13 protein-coding genes are annotated in these 16,256 nt (G+C 61.3%); 9 read left to right on the forward strand and 4 right to left on the reverse strand.

Going from position 1 to position 16,256, the window contains the following annotated elements:
* Positions 1-74: 74 nt before the first annotated feature.
* Positions 75-449 (reverse strand): response regulator, encoded by a 375-nt coding sequence (locus ACWTU9_RS22475; RefSeq protein WP_455860194.1) that lies wholly within the window; start codon positions 447-449, stop codon positions 75-77.
* Positions 446-4,573 carry a PAS domain S-box protein gene (locus tag ACWTU9_RS22480; RefSeq protein ID WP_455860195.1) on the reverse strand — a complete coding sequence of 1,376 codons (4,128 nt, stop codon included), beginning with the start codon at positions 4,571-4,573 and terminating at the stop codon, positions 446-448. The genes ACWTU9_RS22475 and ACWTU9_RS22480 overlap by 4 nt, the downstream gene beginning before the upstream one ends.
* Positions 4,574-4,765: 192 nt before the next feature.
* Here ACWTU9_RS22480 and ACWTU9_RS22485 point away from each other — a divergent pair, with 192 nt between their 5' ends.
* The 9 genes from ACWTU9_RS22485 (at position 4,766) to ACWTU9_RS22525 (ending at position 14,077) form a co-directional block, all read left to right on the forward strand.
* On the forward strand, positions 4,766-4,996 hold the full coding sequence (locus tag ACWTU9_RS22485) for a DUF1127 domain-containing protein (RefSeq protein ID WP_455860196.1): 231 nt from the start codon (positions 4,766-4,768) through the stop codon (positions 4,994-4,996).
* A 105-nt stretch (positions 4,997-5,101) separates the two neighbouring features.
* Complete coding sequence (locus tag ACWTU9_RS22490; RefSeq protein WP_455860197.1) at positions 5,102-5,860, forward strand: sulfite exporter TauE/SafE family protein; 759 nt, start codon at positions 5,102-5,104, stop codon at positions 5,858-5,860.
* A gap of 169 nt (positions 5,861-6,029) precedes the next feature.
* Complete coding sequence (locus tag ACWTU9_RS22495) at positions 6,030-6,827, forward strand: alpha/beta fold hydrolase (protein WP_455860198.1); 798 nt, start codon at positions 6,030-6,032, stop codon at positions 6,825-6,827.
* A 337-nt stretch (positions 6,828-7,164) separates the two neighbouring features.
* A complete protein-coding gene (locus ACWTU9_RS22500) occupies positions 7,165-8,466 on the forward strand; it encodes an epoxide hydrolase family protein (protein WP_455860199.1) in 1,302 nt (433 codons plus the stop codon).
* A 115-nt stretch (positions 8,467-8,581) separates the two neighbouring features.
* Complete coding sequence (locus tag ACWTU9_RS22505) at positions 8,582-9,388, forward strand: SDR family NAD(P)-dependent oxidoreductase (protein ID WP_455860200.1); 807 nt, start codon at positions 8,582-8,584, stop codon at positions 9,386-9,388.
* A gap of 48 nt (positions 9,389-9,436) precedes the next feature.
* Positions 9,437-9,874 (forward strand): organic hydroperoxide resistance protein, encoded by a 438-nt coding sequence (locus ACWTU9_RS22510; protein ID WP_455860201.1) that lies wholly within the window; start codon positions 9,437-9,439, stop codon positions 9,872-9,874.
* A gap of 73 nt (positions 9,875-9,947) precedes the next feature.
* Positions 9,948-11,000 (forward strand): alpha/beta fold hydrolase, encoded by a 1,053-nt coding sequence (locus tag ACWTU9_RS22515; RefSeq protein ID WP_455860202.1) that lies wholly within the window; start codon positions 9,948-9,950, stop codon positions 10,998-11,000.
* 397 nt (positions 11,001-11,397) lie between these two features.
* Positions 11,398-11,859 (forward strand): (2Fe-2S)-binding protein, encoded by a 462-nt coding sequence (locus ACWTU9_RS22520; RefSeq protein WP_455860203.1) that lies wholly within the window; start codon positions 11,398-11,400, stop codon positions 11,857-11,859.
* Positions 11,860-11,869: 10 nt separating this feature from the next.
* Positions 11,870-14,077, forward strand: coding sequence for a molybdopterin cofactor-binding domain-containing protein (locus ACWTU9_RS22525; RefSeq protein WP_455860204.1), 2,208 nt, complete (start codon positions 11,870-11,872; stop codon positions 14,075-14,077).
* 595 nt (positions 14,078-14,672) lie between these two features.
* On the opposite strand, the gene ACWTU9_RS22530 is transcribed toward ACWTU9_RS22525, so the two are convergent.
* Positions 14,673-15,335: a VOC family protein gene (locus tag ACWTU9_RS22530; protein WP_455860205.1), complete on the reverse strand. Its 663-nt coding sequence runs from the start codon at positions 15,333-15,335 to the stop codon at positions 14,673-14,675.
* A gap of 132 nt (positions 15,336-15,467) precedes the next feature.
* Positions 15,468-16,226, reverse strand: a complete 759-nt coding sequence (locus tag ACWTU9_RS22535) for an SDR family oxidoreductase (RefSeq protein ID WP_455860206.1) — start codon at positions 16,224-16,226, stop codon at positions 15,468-15,470.
* Positions 16,227-16,256 lie beyond the last annotated feature (30 nt).

A 16,256-nucleotide genomic window follows, 5' to 3' on the forward strand; every position in this document is an offset into this window, starting at 1 on the left:
GTCTCTGGGTGAATTCACCAATTTCGTATGCACAGCTATTACCCCCCTGCCACATACCTATCAAGCTGCGCACATCAGTCCGGTCGCAGCGCCGAATTTATGGCCTCCTGCAAAGCGTCGTCTGTGAACGGCTTGAACAGGCAATCTACAGCACCCTGCTCGATGAGGCGCGGCCGCACGGCATCATCCTTGAGCGCCGTGATGAAAATGGTTGGAATCTTCTCCCCGCGGCGCATCAGCTCAAGATGCAATTCAGGGCCGGTCATCCCGGGCATTGCGACGTCGATAATGAGGCATCTGGTTCGGCCGAGGCTATCAGACGCCAAGAACTCTTCAGCCGAGGAAAAGGCCTCCGCACTGAAGCCAAGCTCCTTAAGCAAATCGGGAAGAGACTCGCGTACGGACTCGTCATCGTCGACGATCGATACGAGTGGATGCGTAACTTTCATGAAAACTCCGATGCAATTTGGGTATTGCCACGGGCTGCTTCGGTCGTGGCAACTTCCTGAACGGATGTTGCATCCGCTGAACCGCGTGGGATCGAAAATGCAAATGTTGCTCCGGGCCCATCGTTGGCTTGCGCCCAAAGACGTCCGTTGTGTCGTTCGATGATCGAGCGGCTGACAGAGAGGCCGATTCCCATGCCATCGCTCTTCGTTGTGTAGAACGCCTCGAACAGCCGCTCGTTCCCTTCGGGTCCTATCCCGATGCCCGCATCGCGCACGGAAAGACGGACCCCATCTTCGTCAGCTTTTGTCCAGACCTGCAAATGCCGCGGCCTGTCTTTGATGTCCCTCATTGCATCCGCCGCGTTGCGCAAGAGATTCATGATTACCTGTTGGAGCTGCACCCGGTCGCCAGCAAGCAGTGGCAGTTCGTCGGCCAGTTCCGTGCGCAGTATCACGCGATTGCGTTGCAGGTCTGCCGACAGCAGAGCGATAACCTCTCGCGCTGCGTCGTTGAGATCGACCGGCTCGAAGGTCGCCGCGCGTTTGGTGAACAGCGCCCGCAATCGCGCGATCACGTCTGCCGCACGCTTGCCGTCGCGTATGGTGCGCCGCGCTGTTTCTTGCGCACCTGCGACATTGGGCGGATCGCTGGCCAGCATGCGAAGGCAGGTACTGGCGTTGGTGATGATGCCGGCAAGCGGCTGATTGACCTCATGGGCGATCGAGGCGGTCAGCACGCCTAGGCTCATGATGCGGGTAACCTGCGCAAGCTCGGATCGCAGCTTCTCGAGTGCCTCTTCCGAAAGCCGGCGTTGGGTGATGTCGAGAACGGCGCCGATATATTCGATCTGGCCATCGCCGTGGCATCCGGCCCGGTGCGCAATCAGGTGAAGAAATTTGACCGATTTGTCGGGCAGCACGATCCGGGGCTGGTATTCGAATTCACGCTCGCCGTGTTGCGCCCGCTCGACCATATTGACAATCATCGGCATGTCTTCGGGGTGAATCCGGCTGGTGATCCGATCGAGCGTTACGACAGTGTCCGGCCCAAACTCGAAGATGCGATAGAGCTGCTCAGACCAGATGATCTCGCCGCTCGAGACGTGCCAGGAAAGATTGCCCATACGAGCGAGATGCTGGCCTTCCGCCAGGAACGCCTCGCTGCGCCTGAGGGCGTCTTCCGCGCGCTTGCGCGCTGTCATGTCGCGCGTGATACCAAGCTGTGCGATTGAACCATCGCTGGTGCGCAGCGGAGCGGCATGCGTCTCCATGTGCCGGCGAACGCCCTGCACGTTGATGAGGTCGAACTCCAGAAAGCCTTTTTCACCAGCGCAGATCTTCTCGTGGAACTGGCGATATTTTTCCTGGTGCTCTAGAGCCACGAAGTCGAAAAACCGCTGTCCTATGACATTATCGATGGCGGGCACACCTGCCATTGTCGCGCCGGCCGCATTTGTGCGCAGAACCGTGCCGTCGCGGGCCACCACCTTCACGCATTCAGGCGTCGTTTCCACGATGGCGCGGAACCCCTCCTCACTGCGCTTGCGGTCTTCGATGTCGGTGTTGACACCATACCATCTGACGATGTTGCCTTGTTCGTCGTGCAGCGGATTGGCGCGGAACAGGAACCATCGGTATTCGCCGTCATGGCGCCGGAGGCGCGCTTCGGTCTCTCCCGGCTTTCCCGAAGCCATGATGGTTTGCCAAGTTTCGGCCAAACCAGTCATATCGTCGGGATGGACCGCCGCCGCCCAGCCCCAATCCTGAGCGCCTTCGGCGGTAAGGCCGATATAGTCGAGATAATGTTTGTTAAGAAACTCCGCGGTGCCATCCAGACGCGCCGCCCAGGCGAGCGTTGGGATCGTATCGACAGTAAGTCGCAGGTTGCGCTCGCTTGCCGCAAGCGCCTGCTCGGCACGCTTTCGATCCTCGATGTCGGAGCTGACGCCATACCAGCGGATCACCTTTCCGGTCTCGTCGCGGATCGGCACCCGGCGCCCCAGATGCCAACGATAGGTGCCATCCGCCATTCGCGCGCGGTATTCAGCCTCGAATGGCTCTTCCTTGGCGAGGCTCTCTCGCCATAGCCTTTCCGCGAGCCCAACGTCATCCGGATGGAACAGCTCCCTCCAATCGGCATCCCCCGGCAGTCCACTGAGCTCGATCGCCTGCCTGTTAGCGGAAACACGGATGCCATTGGTGTCGTGTACGCTGACCCTTGCAGGAATCGAGTCCAGGATCAGACGTAATTCACTTTCGCTTGCTGCCAGCGCCTGCTCGGCGCGCTTTCGATCCTCGATGTCGGTGCTGACACCATACCAGCGGATCACCTTTCCGGTCTCGTCACGCATCGCCACTCGGCGCCCTATGTGCCAGCGATACGTCCCGTCAGCCATGCGAGCGCGATACTCGCATTCGAACGGCTCGCCGCTGGCCAGAGATGTACGCCACAGTTCCTCGGCTCGCCCAAGATCGTCTGGGTGGAAAACCTCTCTCCAATCGGATCCAATGGAGTAGCCGCTCAGTTCGAGTGCCCGCTTGTTGGCGGAAATGCGGTTTCCCTCTGTATCGTAGATGCCAACCCTGGCCGGGATGGTGTCGACGATCAGGCGAGACTGGCGTTCGCTTTCCTGCAAGGCCTGCTCTGCACGCTTTCGATCTTCGATGTCGTGCGCTATCCCATACCAGCGGACTATCTTCCCAGCTTCGTCGCGCATCGGCACCCGACGCCCCAAGTGCCAACGATACGTCCCGTCCGCCATCCGAGCGCGATACTCGCACTCGAAATCCTCTCCAGTAATCTGGCATTCGTTCCATCGGCTCTCGGCGTTCGGCAAGTCGTCAGGATGGAAGATGAGCCTCCAGTCGGCGACGCTGGGAATACCGCTCAGCTGAACTGTACGTTTGTTGACGGATACGAGCCTTCCGTCGTCGCTGAAAACGCCGACCCTGGCAGGAATGGTGTCCAAGGTGGCCTGTAGATTGCCTTCGCTCGCAGCCAGCGCTTCCTGTGCCCGCTTCATGTCGTCAATGTCGGTGCCCACTCCGTACCATCTGACGATGTTTCCCTTGTCGTCGCGCAAAGGATTGGCGCGGAAAAGGAACCATCGATACGCACCGTCGTGGCGGCGGAGCCGCGCTTCGCCTTCCCCCGGCATTCCGGAAGTCACGATCTCGCGCCAGGTCACAACCATGCGGTCAAAGTCATCCGGATGCAGCGCGCCGATAGAATCCCAAGCCAGCATTTGATCAGGCGTGAGACCGACATAATCGACATATTGCTTGCTGAGCAGCTCGTTCCTTCCGTCGGGGTGTGCCGACCACGCCATTGCTGGCATCGTGTCGATAGTAAGCCGCAGACTGCGTTCACTGACCGCCAGAGCCTCCTCCGCCCGCTTGCGGTCGTCGATATCGATCAGTAAGTGGAACCAGCGCAGGATTTGACCGCTCGAATCACGCAAAGGCATGCCAAGGACGTTGTACCAGCGGTAAACGCCATCGGCCCGGCGGTGGCGACTCTCAACGTTATATGTGTCGCCTTTCTGGTGCGCGGCGAGCTGGGCCGCGATCGTATGCTCAAGGTCATCGGGGTGCACGACGTCGGATGCCGTCCAGCCTTTCAACTCCTCGAATGTTTTGCCAAAATAGTCCAAGGTCAGCTGATTGAGGCCTTCGACTTCGCCTGTTGGAGTGGTCACGGCAACAGGAATCGGAACGCTTTCCACGATCGACTGAAACTCGAACTCGCGCTGCCTGAATGTCTCCTCGGCAGTTTGCGCGTCCTCGATGTCCGTCGCGGTTCCGCACCATTTGCTGAGATGCCCAGTTCGGTCCTGGACCGGGCTGCATTGGATGAGAAATCTGCGATACTCTCCGTCGGCGCGGCGTACACGTGCGTTCATGTCGCCGGCCTGACCGGAAGCGATGATCGATTGCCATTCCTCGAGTAGCGTCGGCAGGTCGTTCGGATGAACAAGGGCGGGCCACCCCCGGTTCTTCTCGCTCGAGCGGAGGCCGGTGTAGTCGCACAAGCGTCGATTGATAAGGTCAATACTTCCGTCAGACAGCGCAGTCCATGCCATGGCCGGCAGCGCATCCAGCACGCTGCTCTGATCACTCTTCATGCGCTATCCTTTCCGGCTCGCCCGCTAAGCTGCCCGAACGTCGGGCAAACGTCTATTATGCCTTGGTGTCGGTTTCGTCGGTCCCCGCTGGCGGACAGTCCAAAAGTATTGTCGACACCTTGGTGCAATCGATTCTTCTACGGCGACGGGCCAGTTCTACGAGCGAATGAAATAGAACTGGAGGATACGACAATGGCCACGATCAAGACAAATTACCGGACGCCGAACGGGCTGGACCGCGACCTCGAACAGACCTGCGACTCGGCTTTCTCGGTCACGTCCGGGATGGCCTGGCTAGAGCGGCAGGTGAAGAAGCGGCGCTCGCGTAAGGCGTTGCTCGAACTGAGCGACGACTTGCTGAAAGACATCGGTCGCTCGCGCTTCGAAGCCAATCGCGAGGCGCGCCGCCGGTTCGCTGATTGACGCAACGCCTTGGGACCAACTCCACGGTTTTGTTGCTCGGGGCGAGCCTCCGGCAGCCTGCCCGAATTTACAATACGTAGTTCAACGCGAAGCGGGAGTTTCCGCATGGAATTGACGGCCACCACGATAACTGTGGCTTTTGCCGGCGTTTTCCTGATCTCGTTCATGAGGGGAGCGTTCGGCGGCGGATTCGCCATCATTGGCATTCCGCTGTTGTCGCTCGTCATGGATCCGGTTACGGCTGGTGGTCTTCTCGCGCCGCTTTTTGTTGCCACGGACCTGGTTGCGTTGCGCTACTGGAAGTCCTCGACGTGGTCAAAGCCCGACCTTTTGCTGCTATTGCCGGGCCTCGTGGTCGGCATCGGAGTTGGCTACCTGCTCTTCCGCGTTCTGGATCACCGCGCCATATCGATCGTGATGGCGGTGATCACCCTGATCTTCGTCGGCCTTTGGTTTGCCGCAGGAGCAAACGTCACCATCCGCCGGCGCTCACCGCCGAAGGCGGTCTCTGCGGGTTTCACATCGGGTATCACGACCATGGTGGCACATTCGGGCGGACCGCCGCTCGCCATGTATTTGCTGCCGCTCGGCCTCACCAAGGAAGTCTATGCAGGCACGACGAGCCTGTTTTTCACTGTCGGCAACTTGATTAAGGCAGTGCCGTGGCTGGTGCTTGCTAAGCCGGAAGGCAATACCTGGGTCGCGATGACTTTTTGCTTGCTCGCCATTCCCGCGGGCGTCTGGCTGGGTTGGCGGCTGCATGGGAGGCTGGACCAGCGACAGCTATACAGGGCTTGCTATGGATTGCTGATCGTGACGGCGTTCAAGTTATTGTGGGACGGCGTGTCCGGCTATCTGGTATAGGCCGCGCCCGTTTGCAACATGGCGCGTCCATGGCACCGCCTGTCAATCTTTGTGATCTCAAACCAATCCGAAAGTATCGCCTATACCAACGTGCAATGGCACCGCTTTCATGTAACGGGCATCTGTCTGGGCATCACAAGCAAATGATGTAGCACGAAGGAGAGAAACCATGACAAGGATTGCCGTCTCAAAATTTGGCGTTCGGCGGACAGGCATCGCAATTTTTGCAGGGGCCATGGTGTTTGCTGCCGCCGGCGGTTCGACACCGGCATTGGCGCAGACCGCCCCGACGACAGTCGTCCTTGTCCATGGCGCATTCGCCGACGGCTCGTCTTGGGACAAGGTTATTCCACTGCTTCAGGCAAAAGGTCTAAACGTTGTCGCGGTTCAAAATCCGCTGACCTCGCTTGCCGACGACGTGGCCGCCACACAGCGCGCCATCGCTCAGCAAAAAGGTCCTGTCGTTCTGGTCGGCCATTCCTGGGCAGGGACCGTTATCACCCAGGCCGGCAATGACGACCACGTCAAGGCGCTGGTCTATGTCGCCGCTTTCTCACCCGGCGATGGTCAGTCGACATCCGATCTCAACAAGAACTACCCTACCCCGCCTGGATTGGCGCACCCGCAGGTTGATGCGGCGGGGTTTCTGACGCTGTCGCATGACGATATCGCCAAATACTTCGCGCCCGATGTTCCCAAGGCGGAATCCAACCTGATCGCGGTCACACAGGGCCCTGTTCGCGGTGCGAATTTCGACGAGAAGGTGACGACGGCTGCGTGGAAGTCGAAGCCGAGCTGGGCCGTCGTCACCAAGAATGACCAGATGATCAATCCCAAGCTGCTTGCTGAGAGCGCGAAGACCATGAACGCCCACGTCAAAACCATTGCGTCCAGTCACGTTCCGATGCTGTCGCACCCAAAGGAAGTGGCCGCGGTCATTCTGGAAGCGGTCGAAACCGCGAAATGACATCGGGTAGCCGGACGGGGCGACGGCCACCCCCTCTATGCGGTGTCGCCCTTGATAGACCCTTCAATGCTGGTGTGAACGTGGCGAACCGCTTGGCACCCGCCGCACAAACGTCACGACGCGAAGCCGAATTTTTGAAAGCCAGACACGCTTATCGGAATGCGCGCAGTTCCACCGGCGGCACGCACCCCTCGCCCTGCGGTTGATCTCCAAGTTGCAGTCGGCGGTCAGACCAATCCAAAAGTATCCCCGATACCTTCGTGCAATAGCTTAAGCGCCGATGACGACAGAACTATGCACAAGTCAAATCAGCCTTCTCTTTGCATAGGAGCACGTTATGTCGAAAGATCTGCTTTCCCCCACGAGGCGTGAGCTTCTCGTTGCTACGGCTGCGGTCGGCGTTATCAGCATCGTTCCGAATGCATTGGGCGCTGCGGCACCTGAAGTGATCCGCCCCTTCTCAGTCAGTTTCCCCCAGCACCAGCTCGCCGATCTGCGCCGACGAGTGGCGGCGACAGTCTGGCCGGACAAGGAAACCGTCACAGACCACTCCCAAGGCGTCCAATTGGCGACGGTGCAGAAGCTCGCTCAGTACTGGGCGACCGATTACGACTGGCGCAAGGTGGAAGCACGGCTCAACGCCTTGCCCCAGTTCGTCACCGAGATCGATGGACTGGACATTCATTTCATTCACGTCCGCTCGAAGCATGAAAATGCATTGCCCGTGATCGTGACACATGGATGGCCGGGCTCAATCATCGAACAGCTGAAGATCATCGCTCCGCTTACCGATCCTACGGCGCATGGCGGCAGCGCGGCTGACGCGTTTCACGTCGTGATCCCCTCGCTGCCCGGTCACGGATTCTCCGGCAAACCGACAGCGCCAGGCTGGACCCCAGTGACCATCGGCCAGGCATGGGCAAAACTGATGCAGCGCCTTGGCTACACGAAATATGTGGCGCAGGGCGGTGACTGGGGCAATGCCGTCTCCGAGATTATGGCCCTGCAGCAGCCGGCGGGATTGCTGGGCATTCACACCAACATGGCGGCGACGGTCCCAGCCGACATATCGAAGGCGCTTGCATTCCATGAGGGGCCTCCTGCCAATCTCACCGCTGACGAACGCAATGCGTGGGACCAGCTGGTTGAATTCTACGGCAAGGGGCTGGGCTACGCGCTCGAAATGTCGAACCGGCCTCAAAGCCTTTACGGCATCGCCGACTCGCCAGTCGGTCTGGCATCATGGATGCTTGATCACGACATACGCAGCTATGACCTCATCGCTCGCGTCTTCGACGGGGCATCAGAAGGCCTGTCGCGTGACGACGTCCTCGACAACGTTACGCTTTACTGGCTGACGAATACCGCGATCTCCTCCGCGCGGCTGTACTGGGACACGACTCAGATTTCGAATGGAGCGGGCTTCTTCGACGTTCGCGGTGTCAAGCTGCCGGTTGCCGTCAGCGCCTTCCCCGATGAGATCTACGCAGCGCCGAAGAGCTGGGCCGAGAAGGCCTACCCGAAGCTTATCCACTACAACAAGCTCGCCAAGGGCGGTCACTTCGCGGCCTGGGAACAGCCGAAAGTCTTTTCGGAAGAGCTGCGCACCGCGTTCCGGCCGCTGCGCCAGCAGATCTAAAGCGACAGGGCGGCCCTCCCCACCGCTCACTGCCGCACGCGCGGCCGGGTCCTCCCCCCGGCCGCGCATTCCACGATCCATCGCCCAGCGGGCGCAAACCTGATCGGAGAATGAAATGTCTACCACTTCCAAAGGGATCGCCGTTGTTACAGGCGCCTCTTCAGGGATCGGCGCGATCTACGCAGACAGGCTCGCACGCCGCGGCTACGATCTGATCCTGGTTGCGCGCAGCCAGAAAAAGCTCGACGCGGTGGCAACACGGATTGCCGGCGCGACTGGCCGCGCCGTCAATGTCATTGCCGCAGATCTCAACGACAAGGCTGAGTTGAGGAAGATCGAGACGCTGCTGGCCACCCAGCCTGGCATCACCATGCTGGTCAACAACGCCGGAATCGGTTCGGTTGCCCCCTTGCTGGAGGCCGATGTCGACACGATGGAGCGGATGGTCGCGCTGAACGTGACCGCGCTCACCCGCCTGACCTACGCCGCAGCGCCATCCTTTGCAGCGCGGGGCGGTGGAGCGATCGTCAACGTGGCGTCGATCGTTGCCATCCGGCCAGAATCCCTGAACGGAGTCTATGGCGGCACGAAGGCCTTCGTTCTGGCGTTCAGCCTGTCGCTGTTCAAAGAGCTAGCCGCCAGCAACGTGCGTATACAGGCCGTATTGCCAGGCGCCACCGCCACGGATTTCTGGGACCTGTCCGGCCGGCCGCTCGAAAACCTTCCGAGCACGATCCTCATGTCCGCCGAGGACATGGTCGACGCCGCGCTTGCCGGCTTCGACCAGGGTGAGTTGGTGACCATTCCCGCACTGCCCGACGCCGCCGACTGGGACGCCTACGAAGCGGCACGTCAAAAACTCTTCCCGAACCTGTCAAACCGCTTCCCTGCAGCACGCTTCGGCGTGGCCGCTGCAGCCTGACGCAACCCCCGAAGTTTTCGACCATCTCCAGAACCGAGAGGAACTATCATGTCACAAGCGGCAACAGCCCCCCAGGGCGAGAAGCTCCTCTATACCGGCAGGGTCCACACACAGGGCGGCCGCGATCATGGCGTCGCCCACAGCGACGACGGCCAGCTCGAAGTTAGGTTCTCGCCGCCCGGGTCGGGACGGGCGGGCACCAACCCGGAGCAGATGCTGGCGGCCGGCTGGTCGGCCTGCTTCGAAGGTGCTCTCGACATCGTGGCGCGCAAGCGTAGGGTGGCACTCGCCTCCGACCCGACTATCGACGCCGAAGTAGACCTGAACCACGGCGGCGAGGGTTTCTTCCTGCGCGCGCGCCTCAACGTAAGACTGCCGGGCGTAGAGCGGGATGTCGCGCAGGCCCTCGTCGAGGAAGCTCACCAGATCTGCCCCTATTCCAAGGCGCTGAGCAAAAGCATCGACGTCACCGTCAGTCTCGTCTGACGCAGCCGTGCAGTGGTGACCGGCGCGCAAGAAGCGCCGATCGCCCGCAACTGAAATGTGCGAGGCATTCGCCATGGACACGGAAAAGACTCCGGCAACCGTCGACCTTCGTCGTCGCCATCTGATTGGCGCGACGGCGATGACCTTGGCCGCCGCCGAGCTGGGGGTGATCGCGTTGGCTCAGCCTGCGCCCGCCGCGGCGAATCCAGCAGCCCCTACAATCAAGACCTTCCCACCGTTGAAACAAACCGATGCCGGGGCGCTTAGCGTGAGCTATGCCGAGATGGGGCCGGTCGACGGCAAGCCGGTTATCCTGCTTCATGGCTGGCCTTATGACATCCACACCTATGTCGATGCCGCGCATTTGCTGGCTGCGGAAAGGTATCGTGTCATCGTTCCCCATCTGCGTGGCTATGGACCAACCCGCTTCCTGTCCGACAAGACGGTGCGCAATGGCCAGCAGTCCGTCATCGCCTACTATGTCATCGCGCTGATGGATGCCCTTGCGATCGACAAGGCGGTGATCGGCGGTTGTGACTGGGGTGCCCGGACGGCGGACATCGTCGCCGCACTCTGGCCGGAACGCTGCAAAGCGCTGGTCTCAGTGAGCGGCTACCTGATCGGCAACCAGCAGATCGGCAAGCAGCCGCTACCGCCTAAGGCCGAGCTGCAGTGGTGGTACCAGTACTATTTCAGCACCGAACGCGGCCGCGCCGGCTACGAGAAATACCGGCGCGACTTCGCCAGGCTCATCTGGCAGATCGCCTCGCCGCGGTGGAACTTCGACGATGCCGTTTTCGAGCGCAGCGCCGCCGCCTTCGACAATCCCGACCACGTCGACATTGTCATCCACAACTACCGGTGGCGGCTCGGCCTCGCCGAAGGCGAAGCGAAATATGACGCGCTTGAAAGGCAGCTTGCGCAAGGGCCGCTGATCTCTGTCGCCACGATCACGCTCGAGGGCGATGCCAACGGCGCTCCGCACCCCGATGCCAGCGCCTACGCGAAAAAGTTTTCGGGCAAATACGCGCATCGCGTCGTCGACGGCGGTATCGGCCACAACCTGCCCCAGGAAGCATCCGAGGCCTTTGCCCAGGCGATCATGGACGCAGACGCCATGAGCTAGCGCAGTCCGGAAAGGTGTGATCGGTGCTCAGCTGCGGGCTTCGCCGCGGGTCGGAGGTATGAGCAATCCAGGAAAAGCGTGAAACGGTCATTCAGGCGCCCGGTCCGCGGACTCCACAGCGAGATGTCAATCTCCGCTTCCATTGTGTCGGAGACCGGCCCAAGCGCGCCGCCAATTGGCTCCCATCGAATCCCTGCAACCAAGGTTCAGCGAATTCCTGCCAGTATTCAGGCACCGCGCCCTCCTTGCCGTCTTTCCGCGCCCATGCGTCCGGGCATAGGTTACGCGCTCCATCATCGCGCCGACGTCCTGATGCGTCGGCGATACCTTCGTACAATAGCGTTCGCGGTGCTTGACGATAACCTTTCGGAATACCAGGCTGAGAGGGAGAGAACGGATGGCCGTCGCCATAAAGGTCAATGGTCAGCCCCATAGTGTGGATGTTGATGGCGACACGCCGCTTCTATGGGTTTTGCGTGATGTGCTGGGCATGACCGGCACGAAGTTCGGTTGCGGCGTGGCGCTCTGCGGCGCATGCACCGTGCATATCGATGGCGTCGCCACCCGGTCCTGCATTACGCCAATCGAGAGCATCGGCACGTCCGAGGTCATGACAATCGAGGCGATCGGCATGACAGCAGCCGGCGCCCAGATCCAGAAAGCCTGGCTCGACCGGGAGGTCGTGCAATGCGGCTATTGCCAGTCGGGCCAGATTATGTCGGCTTCGGCGTTGCTTGCGAGCAATCCACATCCGAGCGACAGCGACATCGACAGCGCCATGTCCGGCAACATCTGCCGGTGCGGGACTTATGTCCGCATCCGCGAAGCGATCAAGCATGCCGCGCGATCGAATGGATAGGAGGCCGACGATGCTCCTCGATTATCCCGCTTCCCTCGCCGCGAACTCCGACCAATCGCCGGCCGCAAAAGGTGTCTCCCGGCGCCGGTTCCTGCAGGCCGGAGTGGCGGCAGGCGGTGGCCTGCTGCTTGCACTGACCTTGCCCTTGGGCAAAGACGGAGCCGAAGCGGCGGACGCCGGCAGCTTCGCGCCCAACGCCTTCATCCGTATCGAAAGCGACGGGCAGATCGTCCTGACCATGCCCCAGGTCGAGATGGGCCAAGGCACTTATACGTCTATCCCGATGCTCATTGCCGAAGAGCTTGCGGTGGAGCTGAAGCAAGTGCAATTGGAACATGCCGTGCCCAATGAAAAGCTGTACGGCAATCCCTTGCTGGCCGGCGTGCAGGCGACAGGCGGATCGACCTCGATACGTGCGGTGTGGGAGCCGATGCGCCAGGCTGGAGCTGTCGCAAGGACGATGCTCGTGGCGGCGGCGGCAAAGCGCTGGAACGTCGATCCGGCATCATGCACTGCGCAAGCCGGCGAAGTGCTTCACACTCCCACGGCGCGGAGCATGAAGTATGGCGACCTTGCCGCCGATGCAGCGCATATGTCTGTCCCCGAAAGCGTGACGCTCAAGCGGCCGGAGGACTTCAAGCTCATCGGCACCCCCGCCAAGCGTTTAGATACGCCGGCGAAGGTCAACGGAACGGCCATATATGGGATCGACGCTCGGCCGCCCGGCGTCAAGATCGCGACGCTCGCACAGTCGCCGGTCGTCGGCGGTCGCCTCAGAAGCATCGACGACAGCGCCGCCAATGCCGTTAACGGCGTACGTCAGATTGTACGCCTCGACGACGCCGTGGCCGTCGTGGCCGACCATATGGGGGCTGCGAAGAAAGGACTGGAAGCGCTCGTCATCGAATGGGACGAGGGGCAACACGCCAAGCTCAGCACGGAAGAGATCGTGCGCGAGCTTGAACAGGCGACGCTCAAGCCGGGTCCGGTGGCCCAGAGTATCGGGGATGTAGAGAAGGCCATGGCGGGCGCCGCCACCAAGGTCGAGGCGATTTATGAGGTTCCGTTCCTCGCGCATGCCGCGATGGAGCCGATGAACTGCACGGTTCACGTCCGCAAGGATGGCTGCGATGTCTGGGTCGGCAACCAGGTTATCGCGCGGGTACAAGCGACGGCCGCAGAAACCACCGGGCTGCCGCTAGACAAGGTGGTAGTGCACAATCACCTCCTCGGGGGCGGCTTTGGCCGACGCCTCGAAATCGACGGCGTCACACGCGCCGTTCAGATAGCCATGCGTGTAGATGGTCCGGTGAAAGTGATCTGGACGCGTGAGGAAGACATCCAGCACGACATGTACCGGCCGTATTTCTTCGACCGGTTGTCGGCTGGCCTCGACGAGAAAGGGATGCCGGTTGCGTGGAACCATCGCTTTGCAGGCTCGTCGATCATCGCGCGGTGGCTGCCTCTGGCATTCAACAACGGTCTCGACCCCGACACCACGGACGGCGCGATCAACCTGGTCTATGCCCTGCCGAACCTGCATGTCGAATATGTGCAGGTGGAACCGCCTGGCATCCGGACTGCCTTCTGGCGCAGCGTCGGGCCATCGCACAATGTCTATGTGACCGAAGGCTTCATGGACGAACTGGCGGCGGCGGCGAAGCAAGATGCGGTCGCCTACCGCCTGGCCCTGCTCGACCAGTCACCGCGTGCCAAGGCGGTGCTCGCGCTCGCCGCGGAAAAGGCCGGCTGGGGACAGCCATCGCCAAAAGGCAGCGGCCGCGGCGTCGCCGTCCAGTTCGCCTTCGGCACCTATATGGCGCTGGTTGCCGAGGTGGAGGTGTCCGAGAAGGGCGATGTTCGGGTCCGGCGCGTCGTCTGCGCTGTGGATTGCGGGATCGTAGTCAATCCCGACACCGTCGAGGCTCAGGTTCAGGGCGCCGTGATATTCGGAATCACTGCCGCGCTCTACGGTGAGATCACGCTTACGGACGGCCGTGTCGAGCAAGGCAATTTCGACACGTACCAGATCCTGCGCATCGATGAGGCACCAGCAGTTGAGGTTCACATCGTCCAGAGCCTTGAAGCGCCAGGTGGAATGGGCGAGGCTGGAACCTCAGCTGTCATACCCGCCGTGGCCAATGCGATCTTCGCCGCTACCGGTAAAAGGTTGCGCAAGATGCCGATCGACAGCGGCGTGCTCAGACCGCCGGGTTGATCGCGGAAAGCAGCGATGCGCCCGTGCGCACCGGCGTCGTTCGGGATCTGTCTTTCCCGACTATGAGCTTGCCGACCACACCGCCAACCCGCCGAGACTTTCGGAACTCCAGCACGAGGATCCACTGATCCTCGTGCTCGCCGAGGCGAGTTGTCCCAAGCCCACCGGCAGGCTGAGGCGCTGTTGAAGTTGCATCGCGCAATGGAGCTTGGCTACTGCCGGCTCGTCACCACCTCTTGGAGACGAACGAATTTCCCGCCGGAATTGGTGTCCATTGGCGTTCTCTCTGATCCGCGGCGCGTTCGTGCAATTGGACGTCGACATTGCAGACCACACCGACCCGACGAATATATGCGGATGACTATTCATGTCGTCGTGCTGGAGCCGGGCTTAGTTTATCGACACGATGGCTACGTTCTTCGGACGCTGGAAAGAGCTAACCCTCGTACAATGAGCGATCCGGCCCGCCGTTTTCAGAGGCACCAAGGTCCGCAGTTCGCGCGGCGCAGTCTCTTGCGCCCGCAGATGCACCCTTTCGTGCGTCCCCCAGTAGTCTCGCTAAATTCAGTGATGGCGACGACGTTGATCCAGCTACCTACTGCGGCAGCGGCTTACCGGCCTGCTCGCTGACGATGTACTCGGCGTACCAATCCGGCCAGTTTTCATCACGCTCGCCGCCCGTCCGCTTCTCGTGCTCGCCATGTGCAGCCGCGGCACGTCGAAGCGTCGTAGCGAGTTCGCTAGACGTGGTGAACGTCGTGACGTCCGTGTCCACGCGTCCAGGGAATCGCGTGGTGACTTCCTGCAACTTCCAGCTGTTACCGTCCGGATCGCTGAACTCGGCGTATGAGAAGTAGCTTCGCCGTTCTGGATCTCGACCGCTGACCGCCGGCTTTCCCGGACCAGCGACATGGAACACATCCCCGACGTCGGCACCGCGGCTGTTGAGCTCGGCTCGCGCTGCCTCTATGTCCGATACGACAAGATACATTCCGCTTGCGGAACCTGGTGCTGCCGAAGTGAGCCCCGTGCCGAAGTGGACCGAGCACGGCGAGCCTGCCGGTGTGAACTGCACGACCCTAAATGTGTCCCCGACGACGAAGTCAGCGTCGAGCCTCCAGCCTAGGCCGCCGTAGAAACGCTTGGCACGATCCACGTCCACAACGGGAATGATGACGACCTCGAGCTTCATGTCGACCCCTCGCGCTTTCCGGGTTTCGATCGCGGATTCGCTGCGCAACAAAGTGGTACTGCTCATGTTGATCTCCTTAGGGTTGGATGTCTTTCAGAGTGGCATATGTCCAGACGCATGAATGACAACATGGGGCTAGCAGTCGGATCAATTGCGCGATGGTATTGGTGGGTGCCGCACGCTCCACGATGGCGTTCGTCATGAGACCAGCTGCTGCCCGCCGTCGATGTCGTATGTGGCTCCCGTCAGCGCCGTGTTGATCATGATGTGAACGGCCAGCGCGGCAACGTCGGCCGGTCCGACGACGCGCCGGATGGGCAGCGTCGCACGCAGTTCGTCGCGTCGCTTGTCGAGGTCATCGCCGAGGATCGATGCCGAGAGCGGCGTGTCAACAAAGCCGGCCGCTATCAGGTTGACGCGGATCGGCGCGAGCTCGAGGGCAAGGTTGGCGACAAGTGTAGGGAACGCGACAGTTGCCGTTGAGGCGATTGCCAAGCCAAGCCGCGGGCGACGTGCGCCCGTGCCGCCCATGAATATCAGGGAGCCGCCTGGCCTGACCTTGCCCGCGGCGCCACGCGCGACTTCGAGCGCCAGCACTAGGTGTTCGGTAATGGCGCGTCGCGCTTCCTCCGCTGGCATCTTGAGAGGAGAGCCGTAGTGGGGAGCGCCGGCGGTGACCATCACCTGGTCGATCGGGGTTGCGAGATCGCGGAAGAAGGATTGCAAACCGGCCGGATCATTGGCGTCAAAGGCTGCGGTGTAATGCGCGTCGAGTTCGAGAGCTGCTCGGCTGAGGCGCTCGGGGTGACGTCCGGTCAGAATGACGCGGGCGCCTTCTGCACGGGCCTGCCGGGCGGTTTCCAGTCCGATGCCAGCGCTGCCGCCGATGACGACGACGGTTTGGCCTGATAATCCCGGTGGGCGCCGGCTGGATGCGGCGACGGTTGCAACGGTCATGATTCCTCCAGTGGGAGAGCGGCGCTCGTC

The organism is Mesorhizobium sp. 128a, from assembly GCF_053848025.1.

Bases quoted from the DNA above. Each gene is read 5' to 3' on its own strand.
- ACWTU9_RS22515 (WP_455860202.1), top strand. From the start codon at position 9,948: ATGGACACGGAAAAGACTCCGGCAACCGTCGACCTTCGTCGTCGCCAT.
- ACWTU9_RS22510 (WP_455860201.1), top strand. From the start codon at position 9,437: ATGTCACAAGCGGCAACAGCCCCCCAGGGCGAGAAGCTCCTCTATACC.
- ACWTU9_RS22530 (WP_455860205.1), bottom strand. From the start codon at position 15,335: ATGAGCAGTACCACTTTGTTGCGCAGCGAATCCGCGATCGAAACCCGG.
- ACWTU9_RS22475 (WP_455860194.1), bottom strand. From the start codon at position 449: ATGAAAGTTACGCATCCACTCGTATCGATCGTCGACGATGACGAGTCC.
- ACWTU9_RS22525 (WP_455860204.1), top strand. From the start codon at position 11,870: ATGCTCCTCGATTATCCCGCTTCCCTCGCCGCGAACTCCGACCAATCG.
- ACWTU9_RS22490 (WP_455860197.1), top strand. From the start codon at position 5,102: ATGGAATTGACGGCCACCACGATAACTGTGGCTTTTGCCGGCGTTTTC.
- ACWTU9_RS22485 (WP_455860196.1), top strand. From the start codon at position 4,766: ATGGCCACGATCAAGACAAATTACCGGACGCCGAACGGGCTGGACCGC.
- ACWTU9_RS22480 (WP_455860195.1), bottom strand. From the start codon at position 4,573: ATGAAGAGTGATCAGAGCAGCGTGCTGGATGCGCTGCCGGCCATGGCA.
- ACWTU9_RS22535 (WP_455860206.1), bottom strand. From the start codon at position 16,226: ATGACCGTTGCAACCGTCGCCGCATCCAGCCGGCGCCCACCGGGATTA.
- ACWTU9_RS22500 (WP_455860199.1), top strand. From the start codon at position 7,165: ATGTCGAAAGATCTGCTTTCCCCCACGAGGCGTGAGCTTCTCGTTGCT.
- ACWTU9_RS22520 (WP_455860203.1), top strand. From the start codon at position 11,398: ATGGCCGTCGCCATAAAGGTCAATGGTCAGCCCCATAGTGTGGATGTT.
- ACWTU9_RS22505 (WP_455860200.1), top strand. From the start codon at position 8,582: ATGTCTACCACTTCCAAAGGGATCGCCGTTGTTACAGGCGCCTCTTCA.
- ACWTU9_RS22495 (WP_455860198.1), top strand. From the start codon at position 6,030: ATGACAAGGATTGCCGTCTCAAAATTTGGCGTTCGGCGGACAGGCATC.